The following is a 17802-nucleotide window of genomic DNA, read 5'->3' as shown; positions in this document are numbered from 1 at the left end:
ATTTAGTTGCCTTCTTCCTCTCCGAGGAGCGGCCCTATGGCTTCGTCCTCCAGAGGTTCTGGAGCCGCATTTGCGGGGGTGTTAGCAGCGAGCGGAGCCACGGTTTGCCGTGCAACCGGAGTAGGGATGCGATTACAAATTATTGCATCCATTGCCGAGACCAAGTCTTCTAAGGCAATGATCCATCGCTTGACCCTAGCCTCATCAATATCCTGAATTCGATTCGCTCGGTTGTAATCGCCCGCGTGCACAATCTCATGACGACGATCTATAAGATCGCCGACTCGACTCTTGATATGGTTTTTACCCGTTTTTTTGGCAGCAAAATCGGTCAGTTTATTAAGACGATACACCAGAAAGACTGAGTCAATTACATCAAATCTTTGGGTCGTGTATTGCGCGTAATGTGACTGCACCAGGTTCCGGATGCGACGATACGGGCGGTCCATTGTGAGAAGGCTCAACGCCTCACGCGTATCCAGCCCAGCCTTCAGAAGCAAGACAACGAGCGATTCGTCTGGCCTGTGTTTTTTCAGGTATGTGGCAAGCTTTTCGACAAAGACGTCAGTCACGTACGCATCTAATGCGGCAACCGCTAAAACGACCGCCCCGCGAATAATGTCCTTCGGCGCGGCGGGCACCTCGGCACCTGCTTCGTTCAGACCATGAATTGTCGTGTATGCATCGACCAGAGTGTCACAGCGTCTGACCGTTTTATGAAATTTTGCGAATGCTTTCGACGCCATCCCAGTCTCTCCATCACTCCCTTGAATGTCATATTGCCATCATTTCAGGCCAAAGGTAAGCCTCCCACTTTAGGTAATGTATTCAGGATTGACCTAGGTCAGTTTCAGGTACGAGGATTGGCGGCAAGTCCGGTTCTGCTAGGAGCTTTCACTTTTGCCTGGGAGGTTTTATCTCAGGCCTGCAGGCTCGCCAAAGCGCACACAAGCTGTTAGTGGCGCTTTGTAGGTGTACTCAAAATGAGTTTTAAATAATTATTCGCTTGGTATGACAGGCACTTTTGCAGCACCTAAGTTAGTTAACGCTGCATCAAGCCTTCTTAGATAACCAACCGTAAATTTATCGTAGTACTGTAGTAGCTCTTTGGCGCTAATCACGGTTGCGATAGGCCCGCGGCGGACGATCGTGGGCACCCACCGAGAGATAGACCTGCTTGCCAGCGCGCTGCAGCTCATCGGCGATCTGCACCCCCGACGACCCGGCCCCCACCACCAACACCGCCCCCTCGGGCAATTGCCCGGGGTTGCGGTACTGGGCCGAGTGCAACTGGGTAACCGTCGCCATATCGGGTGCAATCGGTGGAATCACCGGCCGCTGGAAGGGCCCGGTGGCGACAACCACATGAATCGCCTCGATCAAGCCTTCAGAGGTTTCAACGGTGAAACCCGGACGGCCGACATTGCGCTCGACCTTCCGGACGTCCACGCCGGTGCGGATCGGCGCGTTGAACTTGCTGGCATAGGCTTCGAAATAATCGGCCACCTGGTCCTTTGTGGCGAAGGCATCCGGGTCGAGCCCGTCGAATTCCAGCCCCGGAAAACGGTCATGCCAGGCCGGGCCATTGGCGACCAGCGAATCCCAACGTGATGTGCGCCAGGCCTCGGCAATGCGGCTTCGCTCCACCACGAGGTGCGGCACGCCTTGCCGGCTCAAGTGCTCACTCATGGCGATGCCGGCCTGGCCGGCGCCTATAACAAGCGTATCGATGCGTAGGGTTTCAACGGGCATGTCTGTGCACTTCCGGCAGTAGGTTTGGTTCAGGCCGGCATAGCGCCGCCTCGGGTTCTGATTTTTTGTTGTTCTGCGGTTGCAGCTATCGAGATCAGGTGTCGAGGCGATTGTGTTGGCGGGGGGAGATTTGCGAAACGAGGGTTTTTATCGTTGCTGGGAAGGAAAAAAATGGGCTTCTGGGGGGGGATCGTTCCTACGCAGAACCATTGTGGGAGCGAGCTTGCTCGCGATGACGGCGGCACAGTCAATATTGATGCAAGCTGACCCACCGCTTTCGCGAGCAAGCTCGCTCCCACAATGGTTCTGCGTGAGAACGATCGATCGCGTTAACTAGTTCACGTCATCCGCGCCGGAAACGCCTTGAGCTCAAGCTTCTCCATCACCAACCCGATGAATGCCGAAACCGCCAGCGGCAACTGCCGCCGGCTCGGATAGAGCACATTCAAGCCGAAGCCGATGCGCTGGTATTGCGGCAGCACCCGCACCAGCCTGCCGGCTTCCAGGTCGAGGCTGCTCAGCGCCCCCGGCAACACGGCGATGCCCAGGCCGGCGACGGTCGCCCTGCGCAACGCCTGGGCGGTGTTGGCGTGGAAGCGGCTGGCGATCTGCACCTGTTCCTCGATGCCGTCCGGGCCAACGAATCGCCAATGGGCCATACCGCCGGGATGGGCGAAACTCACGCCGTCGTGGTGAGCCAGGTCCTGCAACGAAAGCGGTGCGCCGCGCGCGGCAATGTACGCGGGGCTGGCAACCATGCCGTCGCCGTCGTTCTTGAGCAGTTGGCGACCGACATACCCCGAGTCCTGCAAGGGACCGCCGCGAAAGGCCACGTCGATGCGGTCGGCAATCAGATCGACCCGGGCATCGCTGAGCACGAAATCAAGTTGTACTCGCGGATGCGCGGCTAAAAAGTCGGCCACCCATTCCATCGGGAAGAAATCGAAAAAGTCCGCCATCGCCGCGATGCGCACCAGGCCGCTGGGCTCCTCGCTGCCCATCATCAGTTCCTGTCCGGCGTCCATCAGGCCGTCCACCGCATCCACGCAGCGCTCATAAAACCCCTGGCCCGCATGGGTCAGCGTGAGTTTGCGGGTCGAGCGCTGCAAAAGTCGTGATTCCAGCTGCACCTCCAGCTGCTGGACCCGTCGGCTGACGGTGTTGGAAGGCATGCCCAGGCGCCTGGCCGCTTCGGCGAAACTGCCGCTGCGGACCACCTGGACGAACAGCGCAACATCGTTGAGATCAAGCATGGCGCTGACATTCCTTCGTTTCTTGGATGAGTTCAATCCGATTGTATCGGCTAATCAATCTATTGGCAGGCACTTATCCTTCTCGCATCGAGGCTCAACGCCCAAGACTTGGAGGTAACCCCATGAACAGCATCGTCGCAGCACCGCCGCGCGCCATCGCCCACCGCACCTGCGGCAGCAGCCATGGGCCGATCACGCGGCTCATGAGCCCAGGTGACCTGGGCCAGCTCTGCAAGCCATTCGTGTTTCTCGATCACTTCGCCTTCAACGCCGATGCCATGCAAAGAGGTTTCGGCATGCACCCTCATTCCGGGATCGCCACGCTGACCTACATGATCGAGGGCCAGGTGATCTACGAAGACACCACGGGCCAGTCAGGCACGCTGCCCAGCGGCGGCATGGAGTGGATGCAAGCCGGTAACGGCGTATGGCACACCGCCCGACCGGTTGCGGGTTCGCCGATCCAAGGCTTCCAGCTCTGGGTTGCACTGCCGGCGGCAGAAGAAAATGCCCCGGCCCGCAGCGTCTACCTGGCGCCCGCCGAGATCCCCCGGGAAGGTCCGGCGCTGGTGTTGCTCGGCCAATACGGCGCGGCCCGCAGCAGCGTCGCCTCCCCGGCGGGCATGAATTATCTCGCCGTGCAGTTGCAGGACAACGAGCACTGGCGCTACACGCCGCCGGCCGGGCACACCGTCGCCTGGCTGGCAGTCAACGACGGCAGTCTCGATGCTGGCGGCAACGTCAATGCCGGAGAAATGGTGGTATTCGAAGCGTCCGGCGAGACCATCGACATCGTTGCCCGGGGCGCGACCTCCTTCGTGCTCGGTTCGGCGGTCAAGCATCCCCATGACCTGGTGATGGGCTACTACTCGGTGCACACCAGCGAGGCCGCCCTGGAAAAAGGCGAGAAAGAAATCCAGCGCATCGGCGCCCTTTTGCAACAAGAGGGCCGGTTGGCTTAGCCGACCCTCTACTCAATCCCTAATTCATACCCGATCCCTTAGAGGTGAATCATGACTGACATCGGTCTCGATCTTCTGTTGTCCCGCACTCAAGTCGGCAAGCTGTCCCTGAAAAACCGCATGATCATGGCGCCCATGACCCGCAGCCGCGCAGGTGCTGGCGATGCCGCCACGCCCCTGATGGCCGAGTACTACAGCCAACGCGCCAGCGCCGGCCTGATCGTCAGCGAAGGCTCCCAGGTGTCGGCCCAGGGCAAGGGTTACCTGAGAACGCCAGGGATCTTTACCCCTGAGCAGATCACCGGCTGGAAACAGGTGACCGACGCGGTCCATGCCGAGGGCGGGCAGATATTCTTGCAGCTCTGGCACGTAGGCCGTCTTTCCCATCCGTTGGTGCAGGTCAACGGCGCCCAACCCGTAGCTCCCTCGGCAATCAAGGCCGATGGCGAGATCTACACCCCCGAAGGCCTCAAGCCCTATGAGCTGCCACGGGCCCTGGAGCTCGATGAAATCCCCGGTGTGGTCGCCGACTTCCGCCAGGCCGCAGCCAACGCGAAGCTGGCCGGCTTCGACGGCGTGGAGATTCATGGCGCCAACGGCTACTTGATCGACCAGTTCCTGCGTGACGGCACCAACCAACGTACCGATGCCTACGGCGGCTCGATCGAGAACCGTGCACGTTTGCTCAAGGAAGTGGTCGAGTCGGTGATCGAAGTCTTCGGCGCCAGCCGCGTCGGCGTTCGCCTGTCGCCGATCTTCAGCTACTTCTCGATGAGCGACAGCAACCCGCAAGCAACATTCGACTACACGGCCAGAATGCTCAGCCGCTATGGCCTGGCTTACCTGCACATCGTGGAATTGGGCGAAGGCCCGTTCGACTTCCTGGAACTCAAGCGTCGCTTCGGCGGGACGTACATTGCCAATGGCGGCTACAGCGCCGAACGCGCCGCCACTGCCATCAGCCGTGGAGAAGCAGACCTGGTGGCATTCGGCACGCCGTTTTTGGCAAACCCGGACCTGGTGGAGCGTTTCAAACGAGGCCAGGCGCTGAACACCCCTGACGCATCGACGTTCTACCAGGGCGACGAGCGCGGTTATACGGACTATCCGACCTTGGCCGGGGCTTGACCCCAGTGTCCAGCGCGTGCCTCGCCTGGACTTGTACAAAATAGCGAAATTACTTGTACAAAAAACTTTAATTTGTACAAGGCGTGCAGTAGGCTTCTGAAAACTTGTACAGGAATCATTTCCTGTACAACAATCGGAGCCTATGCATGTCCGTCTACCTCCAGCGTTTCGCCCACGCTTTCGCCGAGCTGGACGCCAGTCGCCTGGCTGAGCTCGATGAACTCTACAGCGCCGACATACAGTTCCAAGACCCTTTGCACCGGATCGAAGGCTTGCCGGCCCTGCGCGCTTACTTTGCCCAGTTGTACGCCAACGCCAGCAACCTGCGCTATGACTTCCACGCCTTCGATGAAGTCGGTCCCGGAGAGGGCTATCTGCGCTGGACCCTGCATTTCAGCCACCCCCGCCTGGCGCAAGGAGCACCCATCGCGCTGCAAGGCTGCAGCTATCTGCGTTGGAATGATCGAATCTACCTGCATCAAGACTTTTTCGACGCAGGCGCCCTGCTCTACGAACATCTGCCGCTGTTTGGATCGGTGATTCGCTGGCTCAAGCGGAGGTTGGCATGAGCCGTGTCTGGCTGACCGGCGCCAGCAGCGGCATTGGCGCGGCATTGGCGGCAGTCCTTCTGGAACAGGGGCATCTCCTGGCTGTGAGCGCGCGCCGGAGCCAACCCCTGGAGACCTTGGCCACACGCTATCAAGACCAGATATTGGTGCTACCGGGCGACCTGACCGACCCGCATCAGGCCGCCACGATCTGCCAGCAGATTGACCTTCATTGGGGGGCGCTCGATCTGGTGATCCTCAATGCCGGCACCTGCGAATACCTGGAGCCGGGCCACTTCGACACCCGCCTGGTCGAACGGCTCATCAACACCAACCTGCTGGGTACTTGCCATTGCCTGGAGGCCGCCTTGCCCTTGCTGCGCCGGGGCCAGCGTCCACATCTGGTGGCGGTGAGCAGTGCGGTCACCTCGCTGGCCCTGCCTCGCGCCGGCGCCTACGGTGCGTCCAAAGCCGCGTTGCGTTATCTGATCGAATCCTTGCGCATCGACCTGGCCGCCGAGGGTATCGATGTCACCCTGGTCAGTCCCGGCTTCGTCGACACGCCACTGACCCGACGCAACGACTTTCCCATGCCCATGCGCTGGTCGGCGCAACGAGCCGCCCGCCATATCGCGCGACGCCTGCCGGCGCGCCCGCTGGACATTGCGTTTCCGTGGTCCTTCACGCTGGTCCTGCGCCTGCTCGGGCATTTGCCCGCCCGCTGGCGGCTGGCCCTTGGCCGACGCCTGGCACGCCCTTCCAAGGAGTCTTGAAGCATGCGCATCGCGATCATCGGCAGCGGCATTTCCGGGCTGACATGTGCTTACCTGTTGGCCCGCAGGCACCAGATTACCCTGTTCGAGGCCGACGACAGGATCGGTGGCCACACCCACACCGTGGATGTCGATTGGCAGGGGCAGCGCTATGGCGTAGACACAGGCTTCATTGTGTACAACGACTGGACCTACCCGAATTTCATCCGTCTGCTGGACCAGTTGGGCGTCGCGTCTCGCCCCACTGAAATGAGCTTCTCGGTGCATGATCCGGCCACCGGCCAGGAGTATAAGGGCCACACCCTGCGCAGCCTGTTCGCCCGCCGCCGCAATCTGTTTTCGCCCGGGTTCTGGGGCATGCTGTGGGACATACTCAGGTTCAATCGGCAGGCCACCGCCGACCTGCAGGCGCAGCGCATCGACCGAACCGCCCGGCTCGGCGACTACCTGCACAGCCAAGGGTATAGCCAACGTTTCATCGATCACTACATCGTCCCCATGGGCGCAGCAATCTGGTCGATGTCGCCCGCCGGGATGCTGGAGTTCCCGCTCGAGTTCTTTGTGCGTTTTTGCCACAACCACGGCCTCATGTCGGTCAATCGGCGCCCTCAATGGCGCGTGATCGCGGGCGGCTCACGTGGCTACATCGAGCCTTTGTGCGCAGCCTTTCGCGAACATATCCGGCTCAATTGCCCAGTGCAGCGTGTCAGTCGCAACGTTGCCGGGGTTAGCGTAACCAGCAGCGCTGGCACCGAGCATTTCGACAAGGTGGTGTTCGCCTGCCACAGCGACCAGGCCCTCGCCCTGCTCGAGGCGCCAAGCCTGGCGGAGCGTGAAGTCCTCGGCGCCCTGAGCTACGCCAGCAATGAAGTGCTGCTGCACACCGACACCCGCCTGCTTCCCCTGCGACCCCAGGCCTGGGCGAGCTGGAACTATCGGCTCGGTGGCCCTGCGCAAGCACCTGCCGCGGTGACCTACAACATGAACCTGCTCCAGGGCCTGGATGCCCCGGTGACCTTCTGCGTAAGCCTCAACCAAGGCGACGCGGTCGACCCGGCCAAGGTGCTTGCGCGCTTCGATTATGCGCACCCTCAGTACAGCCTCGCCGCCATTGCCGCCCAGGCCCGCCAAGGTGATCTGCAAGGGCATCAGCACAGCTATTTCTGCGGCGCCTACTGGGCCAACGGCTTCCATGAGGATGGCGTGGTCAGCGCGCTCGACGTGGCAAAGCATTTCGGAGAACAGCTTTGAACAGCAGTGTGTGTCGCGGCTGGATTGATCATCGGCGCCATACGCCGCGAATCCACGCCTTCCGCTATCGGATCGGCATGCTTTACGTGGACCTCGCCGAACAGGAACACATGCTGGGGTTGTCGCGCCTGCTACGGCCCTGGTCCTGGGCCCCCCTGTGCTGGCGCGAGCGCGACTACCTGCCATCGCGCACCCGCCTTGGGGTTCCCCTGGTCGATGCCGTGCGCCAGATCCTCAACGAAGCCCTGGGTGTCGCTCCCCAAGGGGCGATTCACCTGCTGACTCAGCCGCGCAGTTGGGGCCTGTCGTTCAACCCGGTGAGTTTCTATTTCTGCCATGAAGCCAACGGGCGCCTGGCGGCGATCCTCTGCGAAGTGCGTAACACCCCATGGCGCGAGCGCTATCACTATGTATTGCCGGTGCCTCCCGGCGAGTCCTGTGCCTTCAGGGTGGCCAAGGCGTTTCACGTATCGCCGTTCCTGCCTCGGGACATGGACTATCACATGGGATTCCTGGTCCAGGACACGCACATCCGCATACGCATGGAGAACTGGCGCGACGGCCACAAGGTGTTCGAGGCCGACCTGGCACTCAAGCGCCACCCCCTCGACGCCTCTTCGCTGCGCCGACATGTCCTGGCCTTCCCCTGGATGAGCTTGCGCACCGTAAGCGCCATTTACTGGCAGGCCCTGCGCCTGCTTTTCAAACGCACGCCCCTCTACGCCCATCAGGCCAGCGAAGACGGCCTGAGTCTGGGTCAAACCGCTCACAAGGATCCCAATCATGCCCGAACCGACCCTGAGCGCTACCAAGGCTGGTAGTTGCGACCTCTTTAACGGAGGTTTTTTCAAGCAAGCCGTGCTGGGTCAGTTACGCCGCCTGCGTCACGGCCACCTGCGGCTGCTACTCAATGGCGAACCATTGAGCTTCGGTGACCTGGCCAGCCCCTTGATGGCCGAGGTCGAGATCCTCGACGACGCGGTCTGGGGCATGGTTGCGTGCAACGGTTCCATCGGCGCTGGCGAGGCTTATGTCCACGGCTATTGGCGCAGCGGCGACCTGACGGCTGTGACGCGCCTGTTCGTCGCCAACCTGGATGTGCTCGATGCCATGGACAGCGGCCTGGCTCGCATCGGCCGCCCGTTGTTGCGCTGGCTGCACTGGCTCAACCGCAACAGTCGACGGGGTTCGCGGCGCAATATCATTGCCCATTACGACTTGGGCAATGCTCTGTTCGAGCGCCTGCTCGACCCCACCATGATGTATTCAGCCGCCCTGTTCGAAAGCCCCGAACAAAGCCTGGAGGAGGCTCAGCTCAACAAGCTCGCCCATATCTGCCGCAAACTCGACCTGCGTCCCGGCGACCATTTGCTGGAGATCGGCACGGGTTGGGGCAGCCTCGCCATCTACGCAGCCAGCCATTATGGCTGCAAGGTGACCACCACCACGCTGTCCCTGGAGCAATACACCCACACCTGTCGACGTGTCGAAGAATTGGGCCTGCAACAGCAGGTGCAGGTGTTGCGCAAGGACTACCGTGACTTGCAAGGGCGCTACGACAAGCTGGTGTCCATTGAAATGATCGAAGCCGTCGGGCATCGCTATCTGCCCGAGTACTTCCGGCGCTGCGCCGCGCTGCTCAAGGACGACGGGCTGATGCTGCTGCAATCGATCACCATCCGCGACCAGCGTTATGAGCAGGCCCGACGCTCGGTGGACTTTATCCAGCGCCATGTTTTTCCCGGTGGCGCGTTACCGTCACTGTCGATCCTGCTGAAGACTGCCAGCACCCAGACGCCGCTCAACCTCCTGCATCTCGAGGACTTCGGCGCGCACTACGCCCGTACTCTGCGGCACTGGCACGACAACTTTCGCCAATCGCACCAGGCCTTGGCGCAGTTGGGCTACGACGAAACCTTCCAGCGCCTGTGGGAGTTCTACCTGTGTTACTGCGAAGGTGGATTCATCGAGCGTGCCATCGGCGTGGCCCAACTGCTCTTCGCCGGGCCCGGCGCCCGTCGAACCGCCCTGCTGGAGTACCAGGATACGTGATGAGCCGCACCGGCCTGATCGTCAATGCCCTCTGGTTGCAACTGGGTTGGTGGGGCTGTGTGCTCGGGGCACAGGAACCGTGGTGGCTGTTGCTGGTGGTCATCGGATTGCTGGCCCACCTGTGGCTGTGTCCTGCTCCCCGGGCAGAGCTGTTTGCGGTGATGCGTGTCGGGCTCAGTGGCATGCTGCTGGACTGGAGCCTGGGTACGCAGGGCTTGTTCATATTCAAGCAAACCCCGCTGCCGCTCTGGCTGGCGCTGCTCTGGCTGGTGTTTGCCACAGGCCTGCGTCATAGCCTGGCCTGGGCCAGGCGGCCGGTATCGCGTGGTGTGTTGCTGGGCTTGGTCGGTGGTCCGCTGGCCTATTGCGTGGGGGCGCCACTGGCGGGCGTCGCCTTGCCACTGGGGGTCGTTGGCACCGCCCTGTTCCTGGCACCGCTATGGGCGTTATGGCTACCCCTGGCGCTGCGTCTGGCCGAGCCGAACTGAGCTGGCCCCAGAACGCCGTCGCTACCAGGGCTCGTCGAGGAAAAGCGGCATGCGCAGCGGCTCGATCGGCCCCTCGCGCTGGCCGCACATCTCATCATGGACAACCTGTTGCACCAGCGTGCAGGGTAGCCGCGGGACGAAACGAAGCAGCTCACGCAAATGGGTGGTGGAACGTATAGGCAAAGTCTTTCCCGACTCATCGAGCAACGTACGCAGGCCACCGTCCAGTCGGGCGCGCAATACGTAGATGCCACCCTCCAGTGACAACAACTCCAGTTCGCGGACTCGCCCCTCGACAGCCAGCTCCGTGAGCGCCTGCAAGTTCATGGCACGTTTGCGCAATGGGTCAGGCCCAGTATCAACAGCAATGCCATCATAAAATGCCTCACTGCTCATCTCTCCCTTCACTTGAGGTTTTGATTCCAAGCAATTGATTTCTAAGATCAGGCTCTCGAGTTCGAGGATCGAGCCAGATGGCAAAAAATGCCCGGGCGAATAGCGAGTCTGTGACCGCGAGAGACAGTTTTTCACCCACATAGAAACGACAGCCCTGCCCCGGCAGATACAGGCCAGTGATACGACTTCCAGGCTTCACATCAATAAAGGCACGGCGCATTTGCGCGGCCCATTCGTCCCGGCGCTTGGCGTCCAGGGGCGCACCGTTGAGGCGCTGCATTTCCTTCAGGCTCGTTTCGACCAAAGACTCTTTGTCGATGGCGCGTCGGTAATTGAGTTCCAGGGCAAACGCTGTTTCCAGGCTTGGTGCAGCGGCCGCACTCCAGAGCCTGGCCTGATAGACGTCGAACCCATACCAGTCGAAATCGGCTTGTCCAACCAGACGCGTGCCTGGCAATACGCCGCGCCAGTCCGACAAGACTTGGGGGCAGTAAAGCGTAAACATGCAAAGCGCTATGGCGACCAGGCTTTTCCTGAGCGCGAACGACCAGGCCATGAAGGCGTTACCCGCTTATCAAGGGAACCCTAATATTTGTACATAATTTTAGCTTTGTACAGGTTTTGTGCAGCTATACGCTTTCCGACACATCAATCTGAAGTGGCACCACCCGCCTCGGTGCCGGGCCTGGCGGCGTAGCAGTCGCCGCTTCGACCAGGGCTTCAACTGCCTGTTCGGCCATGGTCACGACGGGATGCGACAGCACTGCCTGGACCAGGCCCGTCTTCAACGCCTCGCGTGTCAACGGCGTCAGGTCGTGGCACACCACCACCGGCAAGCGAATCCGCTGTTCCTGGAGGCTGCGCAAGGCCCGCAACACGCCGGCGATGCCACCACCGGCCACATAAAGTCCCACCAGGTCAGGCTCTGCGCTGAGCAAGTCCAACGTGTTGCCATACGCGAACTCATCGTCCTCCAGCGTCAGGCGCGACGCGAGCAGCTCCCATTCGCTGGAGTGCTCGGCCAGATAACTGCGAAAGCTCAGCTCGCATAATTCCTGGCACTGGAAACGCTGGCTGCTGAGCATGACAGCCGCCGCCCCGGGCTGCCTCGCCAGACGGCTGATGAACCAGCCTGCCGTGCGGCCCGTGAGTCGATTGTCCAACCCGACATACCCCGTGCCGCTGGCGCTGGCGCTGGACAGCTCCGACAGCAGCGCCACCACCGAGACACCCGTCTCGCGCAATTGCGCAACCGCCTCCCGGACCCGGGGATGATCCACCGCCACCACGCCCAGGCCGTCCACTTGATCGCGCAGGGCCAGGATGCGTTGCGCCACGATGACCGGGTCGAGGTCGTCCAAGTAGCCGATGACCACGCGAATCCGTGCTCGCGTGCAGGTCGCGGCAGCGTTCGACAACGCATGGGCAAGCCCCTGGTAGAAAGGCACACCACTTTTCTGCAACAGGAAGCCAAGCCGCAAGGTCGGGCGGTCGTTGAGCACCCGCTGTTCGATAACGCCCTTGGCATGGAACCCCAACCGCGCGGCCGCCGCGGCAATGCGTTGGGCGGTGTCGGCGCGCACATCGGCGCGCAGGTTCAGCACCCGATCGACGGTCGACAGGCTGACTCCGGCTTCCCGGGCGACATCGGACATGGTGGGGCGAAGCATTCGGCGGGGCTTTTCTGACATTTTTTGACACCTCTACCGAGCATCATGAGGGGTTTTGACAGATTAAGCCATCGGCCCATGGCCCCCTCACCGGCAACGCAATAGCATCAGGACCAGCCCATAACAATAAACACAGCCGGAGTATTTCCATGGCGATCCACATCTGCACAGCGCCCTGCTGTTGGGGCGTCGACGACGTCAAGAACCCGTTCCTGCCACCGTGGCGCCAGGTGCTTGGCGAAGCCGCCGAGGCTGGTTATCGCGGCATTGAACTGGGGCCCTATGGTTACCTGCCCCTGGACGCCGAGGGCGTAGGCTCGGCCTTGTCCGAACACGGTCTTCACGTGGTTGCCGGGACGATCTTCGACGACTTGGTCAACCCCGCCAACCTGCCTGAACTGCTGCGCCAGGCCCACGATATCTGCACGCTGCTCAGGCAGTTGCCCCCCATGGAAAAACAGCCCAGCCAACGCTTCGCCGGGCCGTATCTGGTGATCATCGACTGGGGCCACGAGGCGCGCGACTACGCCGCCGGTCACTCGGACCGCGCCCCGCGCCTGGACGATGCACGCTGGAACACGATGATGGCGCACATCCGCGCCATCGCTGACATCGCCTGGCATCAATACGGCATCCGCGCCGTCATCCATCCCCACGCTGGTGGCTACATCGAGTTCGCCGACGAGTTGGCGCGCCTGGTGGACGACATTCCCGATGAAGTCGCCGGGCTGTGCCTGGACACCGGGCATCTCTATTACGCGGGCATGGACCCGGTCGCGTCGCTGCGCACCTACGCCCATCGCCTGGATTACCTGCACTTCAAGGACATCGACCCAGTGGTGTTCGACCAGGTGCTGAACGAACACATCCGCTTCTTCGCCGCCTGCGCCCGCGGCGTGATGTGCCCCATCGGGCGTGGCGTCATCGATTACCCGGCGCTGCACAGTCTCGTGCATGAACTGGGTTATGTGGGCTGCATCACCGTCGAACAGGAACGCGACCCGCGCAACGCCGGGAGCAGCCTCGACGACGTGGCCGCCAGCCGCGCCTACCTGGCCCGTATCGGTTTCTGATCACACAAGGACAACGTCATGATCAACGGCAGCAAAACAATCACGCGGCCCATCCGTTGGGCCATGGTCGGTGGCGGTGAACACAGCCAGATCGGCTACATCCACCGCTCGGCCGCCCTGCGCGACCGGAATTTCGAGTTGGTTGCCGCGGCGCTGGATATCGATCCCGCCCGTGGCCGGGCCTTTGGCGAGCAACTGGGTATCGACCCCGAGCGCTGCTATTCGGACTACCTCAGCCTGTTCGAACTGGAAGCGCAACGTCCCGATGGGATTGAAGCGGTGTCGATCGCCACGCCCAACGGCACCCACTACGCCATCACCCGGGCCGCCCTGGAAGCCGGGCTGCATGTGGTCTGCGAAAAGCCGCTGTGCTTTACCCTTGAGCAGGCCGAGGCGCTGCGCAGCCTGGCGCACGCCAAGGGGCGCATCGTGGGCTTGACCTACGGCTATGCCGGGCACCAGTTGATCGAACAGGCGCGGGCGATGATCGCGGAGCAGGCACTGGGCGAGATCCGCATGGTGCACATGCAGTTTGCCCATGGTTTTCACAGTGCGCCGGTGGAGGCGCAGAACCAGGCAACGCAATGGCGCGTCGATCCGCGCCAGGCCGGGCCCAGCTACGTGCTGGGGGATGTCGGCACGCATCCGCTGTATTTGTCCAAAGTGATGCTGCCCGATCTCAAGATCAAACGCTTGATGTGCAGCCGACAAAGCTTCGTCGCCAGCCGCGCCCCGTTGGAAGACAACGCCTACACCTTGATGGAATACGAAGGCGGCGCCATGGGCATGGTCTGGTCCAGCGCCGTGAATGCCGGTTCCATGCACGGGCAGAAAATCCGCGTGATCGGCTCCCGGGCCAGCCTTGAATGGTGGGACGAGCGGCCCAACCAGTTGAGCTTCGAGATCCAGGGCCAACCTGCGCAGACCCTGGAACGCGGCATGGGCTATCTGCACGCCGACGCACTGGAGGACGACCGCATCGGTGGCGGCCACCCCGAAGGGCTGTTTGAAGCCTGGTCCAATCTCTATCGCCGCTTCGCCCTGGCCATGGATGCGGCGAACCGTGGCGACAGCGAGGCGCTGGCCGCCCTGCGCTACCCCGACATCGACGCCGGCGTGGAAGGTGTGCGTTGGGTCGAACGCTGCGTGGAGTCAGCCGAGAAGGATGCTGCGTGGGTCGCCTATTGACCCAACGCCAGTCAGTCAAATAACCCTGTGGCGAGGGAGCAAGCTCCCTCGCCACAGGTAATGAGCGTTGCCTAAGGAGAACAACAATGAAAATCGCCCTCGACCCCTACATGCATCGCCACCTGAGCCTGCCGGACCTGTGCCGCAAGACCGCCGAACTTGGCTACCAGTACCTGGAGCTGTCACCACGGGAAGATTTCCTGCCCTGGTGGGTCCGCCCTCGTGCCCACAAGGAACGCATCGCCGAATTCAAGAAAGCCCTGCGCGACCACGATCTGCAACTGGCCTCGCTGCTGCCGATGTATCGCTGGGCCAGCCCCCACGAAGACGAGCGCCGGGCAGCGGTGAACTACTGGAAGGAGGCCATCCAGATCGCCGTGGAGATGGGTTGCACGACGATGAACTCCGAGTTTGGCCGCGGGCCATCCCCTGATCGTGGGCATAAAGTCAGTTGCTGCGGCGGCCTGCACAGCCATGAGTCGAGCGAAGCAGCCTGGTGGCGCTCGATGGAGGAACTGGTGCCGATCCTGGAAAGCGAGGGGGTCACGCTGAACGTCGAACCTCACCCCGAAGACTGGTGCGAAACCCTGAACCCGGCCCTCGACATGCTCAAGACCCTCGGCTCGGACAACGTCAAGTTCCTCTATTGCACGCCGCATACCTTCTATTTCGGCGATGACATGAAAGCCATGATCGCCGAGGCCGGATCGATGATCGCCCATGTCCACATCGCCGACACCTACAACCACAAGGCCTCGTCCGGCCTGCGCTACATCGTCAACCCACCCGGCGCCAAGGTCACCGTCCACCAGCACATGGACATGCACCAGGGCGAGATCGATTGGGACCTGTTCTTCAGCGAGCTGGCCAAGACCGGCTTCGACGGTATCGTCACCGCTTGCGTGTTCGGCTGGGAAGAACGGGCGGATGAATCCGGGCGCTTCATGCGCAAGGAAATCCAGTCCTACGTCGACAAGTACTTCAAGTAAGCATGTTCATTCCAGCAACCGGACTAGCCGCGGCTCGATCGCGCTAGCACTCACCTCGACCAACGCCAGCGTCACCGGCAGCGTGAACCGCCGCCGGCCGGCGCTGCCGGGGTTCAGGTACAGCCGGTCGCCACGCCATTCGATGCCCGGCTTGTGGGAATGGCCGCTGATCACCCACTTCACGTCCGGATCGAGTAAATCCTGTACATCGGCGATGTCGTGAACCAGCAAAACCTGCCATCCACACAGGTCGAACTGCAGGCGATCGGCAAGCGGTCCAGCCCACTCGGCCCCCATGTCGTTGTTGCCGCGCACCACGTGCAATGGCGCGATGGACGCCAGTTGATCAAGGATCGCGGCGCTGCCGATATCACCAGCATGAATGATCTGCTCACAGTCTTGCAGCGCAGCAAGCGCTTCGGGACGCAGCAGACCGTGGGTGTCGGAAATGACGCCAACTTTCATGAAACCTTTCTCCCCAATCGTGTGTCGCCGGTTGTACCTGCCTCGTCGTAGCGAGCTAACGTGCTGGAATCGAATAAGATAGGCTGCGCATCAATAGTGCGCAGACCTGTCGTAAAAGGAAATGTTGATGCTCGGACGCAAACGGCCAGAGCCAAAGATTGAAACCACCGATGAGGCCTTTTCTCCCCAGAGCACACGGGCTGGAGCGGCATTGCGACTGACCGTGAGTTTCATGCTGGTGGTCATCATCGCGTTTCTGGCCGTTGAAGGCTGGCGCACCTGGCGCGATTACCGCGCCGCTTTTGCGTCTGCCCGCGATTCGGTGACGAACCTGGCACGGGCGACGGCCCAGCACGCCGAAGATACCATTCGACAAGTGGATGTGGTCACCGCCGCCCTCAGTGAACGGGTGGAGGGCGATGGCCTGCAGAACATGGACGTCCCGCGCATCCATAAGCTATTGGTGCAACAGGCCGCCATCATGCCGCAACTGCACGGGTTGTTTATCTATGGCCCGGACGGCCAATGGCTGGTAACGGACAAGGAAATCATTCCGGAAACGGCGAACAACGCCGACCGTGACTACTTCCAATATCACCGTACCCACGAGGACCGAGGCGTGCGCATTGGCGCAGTGATCAAGAGCCGATCCACCAACGAACTGATCATCCCTGTGTCCCGTCGCTTGAACAATCCCGACGGCTCGTTCGCTGGTGTGTTGCTCGGAACGGTAAAAGTCAGTTATTTCGTCGACTACTACGGCGACTTCAAGATCGACGACAAGGGGGCGCTGGTCCTGGCCACACGCAGCGGGAGCATCCTGGTACGGCGCCCCTTCGTCGAATCAGTGATCGGCAAGAGCCTGGTCAACAGCGTGATCTTCAGGAACTACCTGCCTACCTCGAACCAGGGCGTAGCGGAAGCCAGGGCCGTGATCGACGACACAGAGCGGCTGTATGGCTATCGGGCCCTGACCACCTACCCGCTGGTGGTGGAAGCCGGGTTGTCGCGCGAGTCCATCATCGCCCCGTGGCGGCGCGATCTGTTCAAGACCAGCCTGGTGCTGATTTTCCTGATCGTGATCCTCGTCGGCTTCGGGCTCATCGTGCTGAGCCAGTTGCGCTACCGGATGACCATGGAGAAACAGATTCGCACTGCGCACCAGGCCATGCGCGACATGGCGCTGACCGACAGCCTGACCGGACTGGGCAACCGCAGGCGGCTGGACATCGCCTTGGCCGACGAAATTCGCCTGGCCAAGCGCCAGAATTCTTCCCTGGCGTTGATCATGCTCGACGTCGACTACTTCAAGCGTTTCAACGACAGATACGGTCACGCTGCCGGCGACGATTGCCTGCGCGCGATTGCCGCCGCGGTCAGGCAGACCATCAAAAGGCCGGGCGACCTGGCGGTCCGGTATGGCGGTGAAGAGTTCACCGTGTTGCTGCCCAACACCGACAGCGCCGGCGCCGCCAAGGTCGCGGAGCAAATTCTCGAAGCCGTCAGGGCCCTGAACATTGAACATGGCGATCATCCCTTGGGAATCGTGACCATCAGCGCCGGTATCACCACCTGCCAGCCGAGCGGCGAGGACGTCACCCCGGCCATGCTGATCAAGGCGGCGGACGCCTTCCTGTACCTGGCCAAGAACACCGGGCGCAACCGCTGGTGCAGCGCCGGCTCGACGCCTGGGTGAGCCCAGCGGGACGGCCGCGCATCGGTCAAGGTCGTACAACCCCAAGTCCACAGGTGCCGGCAAGGCGCCTGGCAGCTACAATGCTCGCTTCGACCGTGACCAGCCTGACTAAAAACAA

The 17802-nt window shown here is 61.7% G+C and carries 18 protein-coding genes and 1 pseudogene; 12 read left to right on the top strand and 7 right to left on the bottom strand.

The features are described from left to right. Window positions 1–2: 2 nt before the first annotated feature. From Q7F16_RS01315 to Q7F16_RS01305, 3 genes and pseudogenes are all read right to left on the bottom strand, one after another. Entirely contained in the window at window positions 3–746 is a 744-nt protein-coding gene (locus tag Q7F16_RS01315) for a HEPN domain-containing protein (RefSeq protein WP_409555455.1), read from the bottom strand. Between the two features lie 370 nt (window positions 747–1116). Then, window positions 1117–1752 (bottom strand): annotated as a pseudogene (locus Q7F16_RS01310) (flavin-containing monooxygenase); the annotation flags it as partial. Between the two features lie 338 nt (window positions 1753–2090). After that, a complete protein-coding gene (locus tag Q7F16_RS01305) occupies window positions 2091–3005 on the bottom strand; it encodes a LysR family transcriptional regulator (protein WP_409555454.1) in 915 nt (304 codons plus the stop codon). Between the two features lie 122 nt (window positions 3006–3127). Between Q7F16_RS01305 and Q7F16_RS01300 the strand changes: the two genes are divergently transcribed. The 8 genes from Q7F16_RS01300 to Q7F16_RS01265 all read left to right on the top strand — a co-directional run bounded on the left by Q7F16_RS01300 (window position 3128) and on the right by Q7F16_RS01265 (window position 10207). After that, window positions 3128–3967, top strand: a complete 840-nt coding sequence (locus tag Q7F16_RS01300; RefSeq protein ID WP_409555453.1) for a pirin family protein — start codon at window positions 3128–3130, stop codon at window positions 3965–3967. A gap of 51 nt (window positions 3968–4018) precedes the next feature. Next, window positions 4019–5095 carry an alkene reductase gene (locus tag Q7F16_RS01295; RefSeq protein WP_024617106.1) on the top strand — a complete coding sequence of 359 codons (1077 nt, stop codon included), beginning with the start codon at window positions 4019–4021 and terminating at the stop codon, window positions 5093–5095. Between the two features lie 146 nt (window positions 5096–5241). Then, window positions 5242–5664 (top strand): nuclear transport factor 2 family protein, encoded by a 423-nt coding sequence (locus Q7F16_RS01290; protein WP_014339204.1) that lies wholly within the window; start codon window positions 5242–5244, stop codon window positions 5662–5664. Continuing rightward, entirely contained in the window at window positions 5661–6416 is a 756-nt protein-coding gene (locus Q7F16_RS01285; RefSeq protein ID WP_409555452.1) for an SDR family NAD(P)-dependent oxidoreductase, read from the top strand. Before Q7F16_RS01290 ends, Q7F16_RS01285 begins: the two co-directional genes overlap by 4 nt. Before the next feature lie 3 nt (window positions 6417–6419). After that, complete coding sequence (locus Q7F16_RS01280) at window positions 6420–7667, top strand: NAD(P)/FAD-dependent oxidoreductase (RefSeq protein ID WP_409555451.1); 1248 nt, start codon at window positions 6420–6422, stop codon at window positions 7665–7667. Continuing rightward, the gene (locus Q7F16_RS01275) at window positions 7664–8488 is read left to right on the top strand and encodes a DUF1365 domain-containing protein (protein ID WP_046062158.1); all 825 of its coding nucleotides are present in this window, start codon (window positions 7664–7666) and stop codon (window positions 8486–8488) included. Before Q7F16_RS01280 ends, Q7F16_RS01275 begins: the two co-directional genes overlap by 4 nt. Further along, window positions 8451–9719: an SAM-dependent methyltransferase gene (locus tag Q7F16_RS01270; protein WP_079304006.1), complete on the top strand. Its 1269-nt coding sequence runs from the start codon at window positions 8451–8453 to the stop codon at window positions 9717–9719. The genes Q7F16_RS01275 and Q7F16_RS01270 overlap by 38 nt, the downstream gene beginning before the upstream one ends. Continuing rightward, a complete protein-coding gene (locus tag Q7F16_RS01265; RefSeq protein WP_014339199.1) occupies window positions 9719–10207 on the top strand; it encodes a DUF2878 domain-containing protein in 489 nt (162 codons plus the stop codon). The genes Q7F16_RS01270 and Q7F16_RS01265 overlap by 1 nt, the downstream gene beginning before the upstream one ends. A gap of 21 nt (window positions 10208–10228) precedes the next feature. Here Q7F16_RS01265 and Q7F16_RS01260 read toward each other — a convergent pair whose 3' ends face one another. From Q7F16_RS01260 to Q7F16_RS01250, 3 genes are all read right to left on the bottom strand, one after another. Continuing rightward, entirely contained in the window at window positions 10229–10534 is a 306-nt protein-coding gene (locus Q7F16_RS01260; protein ID WP_409555450.1) for a DUF6482 family protein, read from the bottom strand. A gap of 58 nt (window positions 10535–10592) precedes the next feature. Continuing rightward, window positions 10593–11159 carry a chalcone isomerase family protein gene (locus Q7F16_RS01255; RefSeq protein ID WP_095974664.1) on the bottom strand — a complete coding sequence of 189 codons (567 nt, stop codon included), beginning with the start codon at window positions 11157–11159 and terminating at the stop codon, window positions 10593–10595. A 73-nt stretch (window positions 11160–11232) separates the two neighbouring features. Continuing rightward, window positions 11233–12294 carry a LacI family DNA-binding transcriptional regulator gene (locus Q7F16_RS01250; RefSeq protein WP_409555449.1) on the bottom strand — a complete coding sequence of 354 codons (1062 nt, stop codon included), beginning with the start codon at window positions 12292–12294 and terminating at the stop codon, window positions 11233–11235. A gap of 128 nt (window positions 12295–12422) precedes the next feature. Here Q7F16_RS01250 and Q7F16_RS01245 point away from each other — a divergent pair, with 128 nt between their 5' ends. From Q7F16_RS01245 to Q7F16_RS01235, 3 genes are all read left to right on the top strand, one after another. Then, the gene (locus Q7F16_RS01245) at window positions 12423–13346 is read left to right on the top strand and encodes a TIM barrel protein (RefSeq protein WP_046062156.1); all 924 of its coding nucleotides are present in this window, start codon (window positions 12423–12425) and stop codon (window positions 13344–13346) included. Between the two features lie 18 nt (window positions 13347–13364). Beyond that, complete coding sequence (locus tag Q7F16_RS01240) at window positions 13365–14534, top strand: Gfo/Idh/MocA family protein (RefSeq protein ID WP_046062155.1); 1170 nt, start codon at window positions 13365–13367, stop codon at window positions 14532–14534. Between the two features lie 86 nt (window positions 14535–14620). Then, window positions 14621–15523: a sugar phosphate isomerase/epimerase family protein gene (locus tag Q7F16_RS01235; protein WP_018613397.1), complete on the top strand. Its 903-nt coding sequence runs from the start codon at window positions 14621–14623 to the stop codon at window positions 15521–15523. A 6-nt stretch (window positions 15524–15529) separates the two neighbouring features. Here Q7F16_RS01235 and Q7F16_RS01230 read toward each other — a convergent pair whose 3' ends face one another. After that, the gene (locus Q7F16_RS01230; RefSeq protein ID WP_046062154.1) at window positions 15530–15988 is read right to left on the bottom strand and encodes a metallophosphoesterase family protein; all 459 of its coding nucleotides are present in this window, start codon (window positions 15986–15988) and stop codon (window positions 15530–15532) included. A gap of 127 nt (window positions 15989–16115) precedes the next feature. Here Q7F16_RS01230 and Q7F16_RS01225 point away from each other — a divergent pair, with 127 nt between their 5' ends. After that, a complete protein-coding gene (locus Q7F16_RS01225; protein WP_046062153.1) occupies window positions 16116–17684 on the top strand; it encodes a sensor domain-containing diguanylate cyclase in 1569 nt (522 codons plus the stop codon). The last annotated feature ends 118 nt before the right edge of the window (window positions 17685–17802 follow it).

This window comes from Pseudomonas sp. Lb2C2 (assembly GCF_052112205.1).
Lineage (GTDB): Bacteria > Pseudomonadota > Gammaproteobacteria > Pseudomonadales > Pseudomonadaceae > Aquipseudomonas > Aquipseudomonas kilonensis.
The sequence above is the reverse complement of the archived record's forward strand: the minus strand, read 5'-3'. Positions and strand labels throughout refer to the sequence as shown.

Excerpts from the sequence above, each read along its gene's own strand:
- Q7F16_RS01315 (WP_409555455.1), bottom strand. The coding sequence starts at position 746 with ATGGCGTCGAAAGCATTCGCAAAATTTCATAAAACGGTCAGACGCTGT.
- Q7F16_RS01305 (WP_409555454.1), bottom strand. The coding sequence starts at position 3,005 with ATGCTTGATCTCAACGATGTTGCGCTGTTCGTCCAGGTGGTCCGCAGC.
- Q7F16_RS01300 (WP_409555453.1), top strand. The coding sequence starts at position 3,128 with ATGAACAGCATCGTCGCAGCACCGCCGCGCGCCATCGCCCACCGCACC.
- Q7F16_RS01295 (WP_024617106.1), top strand. The coding sequence starts at position 4,019 with ATGACTGACATCGGTCTCGATCTTCTGTTGTCCCGCACTCAAGTCGGC.
- Q7F16_RS01290 (WP_014339204.1), top strand. The coding sequence starts at position 5,242 with ATGTCCGTCTACCTCCAGCGTTTCGCCCACGCTTTCGCCGAGCTGGAC.
- Q7F16_RS01285 (WP_409555452.1), top strand. The coding sequence starts at position 5,661 with ATGAGCCGTGTCTGGCTGACCGGCGCCAGCAGCGGCATTGGCGCGGCA.
- Q7F16_RS01280 (WP_409555451.1), top strand. The coding sequence starts at position 6,420 with ATGCGCATCGCGATCATCGGCAGCGGCATTTCCGGGCTGACATGTGCT.
- Q7F16_RS01270 (WP_079304006.1), top strand. The coding sequence starts at position 8,451 with ATGCCCGAACCGACCCTGAGCGCTACCAAGGCTGGTAGTTGCGACCTC.
- Q7F16_RS01265 (WP_014339199.1), top strand. The coding sequence starts at position 9,719 with ATGAGCCGCACCGGCCTGATCGTCAATGCCCTCTGGTTGCAACTGGGT.
- Q7F16_RS01260 (WP_409555450.1), bottom strand. The coding sequence starts at position 10,534 with ATGAACTTGCAGGCGCTCACGGAGCTGGCTGTCGAGGGGCGAGTCCGC.
- Q7F16_RS01255 (WP_095974664.1), bottom strand. The coding sequence starts at position 11,159 with ATGGCCTGGTCGTTCGCGCTCAGGAAAAGCCTGGTCGCCATAGCGCTT.
- Q7F16_RS01250 (WP_409555449.1), bottom strand. The coding sequence starts at position 12,294 with ATGTCAGAAAAGCCCCGCCGAATGCTTCGCCCCACCATGTCCGATGTC.
- Q7F16_RS01245 (WP_046062156.1), top strand. The coding sequence starts at position 12,423 with ATGGCGATCCACATCTGCACAGCGCCCTGCTGTTGGGGCGTCGACGAC.
- Q7F16_RS01240 (WP_046062155.1), top strand. The coding sequence starts at position 13,365 with ATGATCAACGGCAGCAAAACAATCACGCGGCCCATCCGTTGGGCCATG.
- Q7F16_RS01235 (WP_018613397.1), top strand. The coding sequence starts at position 14,621 with ATGAAAATCGCCCTCGACCCCTACATGCATCGCCACCTGAGCCTGCCG.
- Q7F16_RS01230 (WP_046062154.1), bottom strand. The coding sequence starts at position 15,988 with ATGAAAGTTGGCGTCATTTCCGACACCCACGGTCTGCTGCGTCCCGAA.
- Q7F16_RS01225 (WP_046062153.1), top strand. The coding sequence starts at position 16,116 with ATGCTCGGACGCAAACGGCCAGAGCCAAAGATTGAAACCACCGATGAG.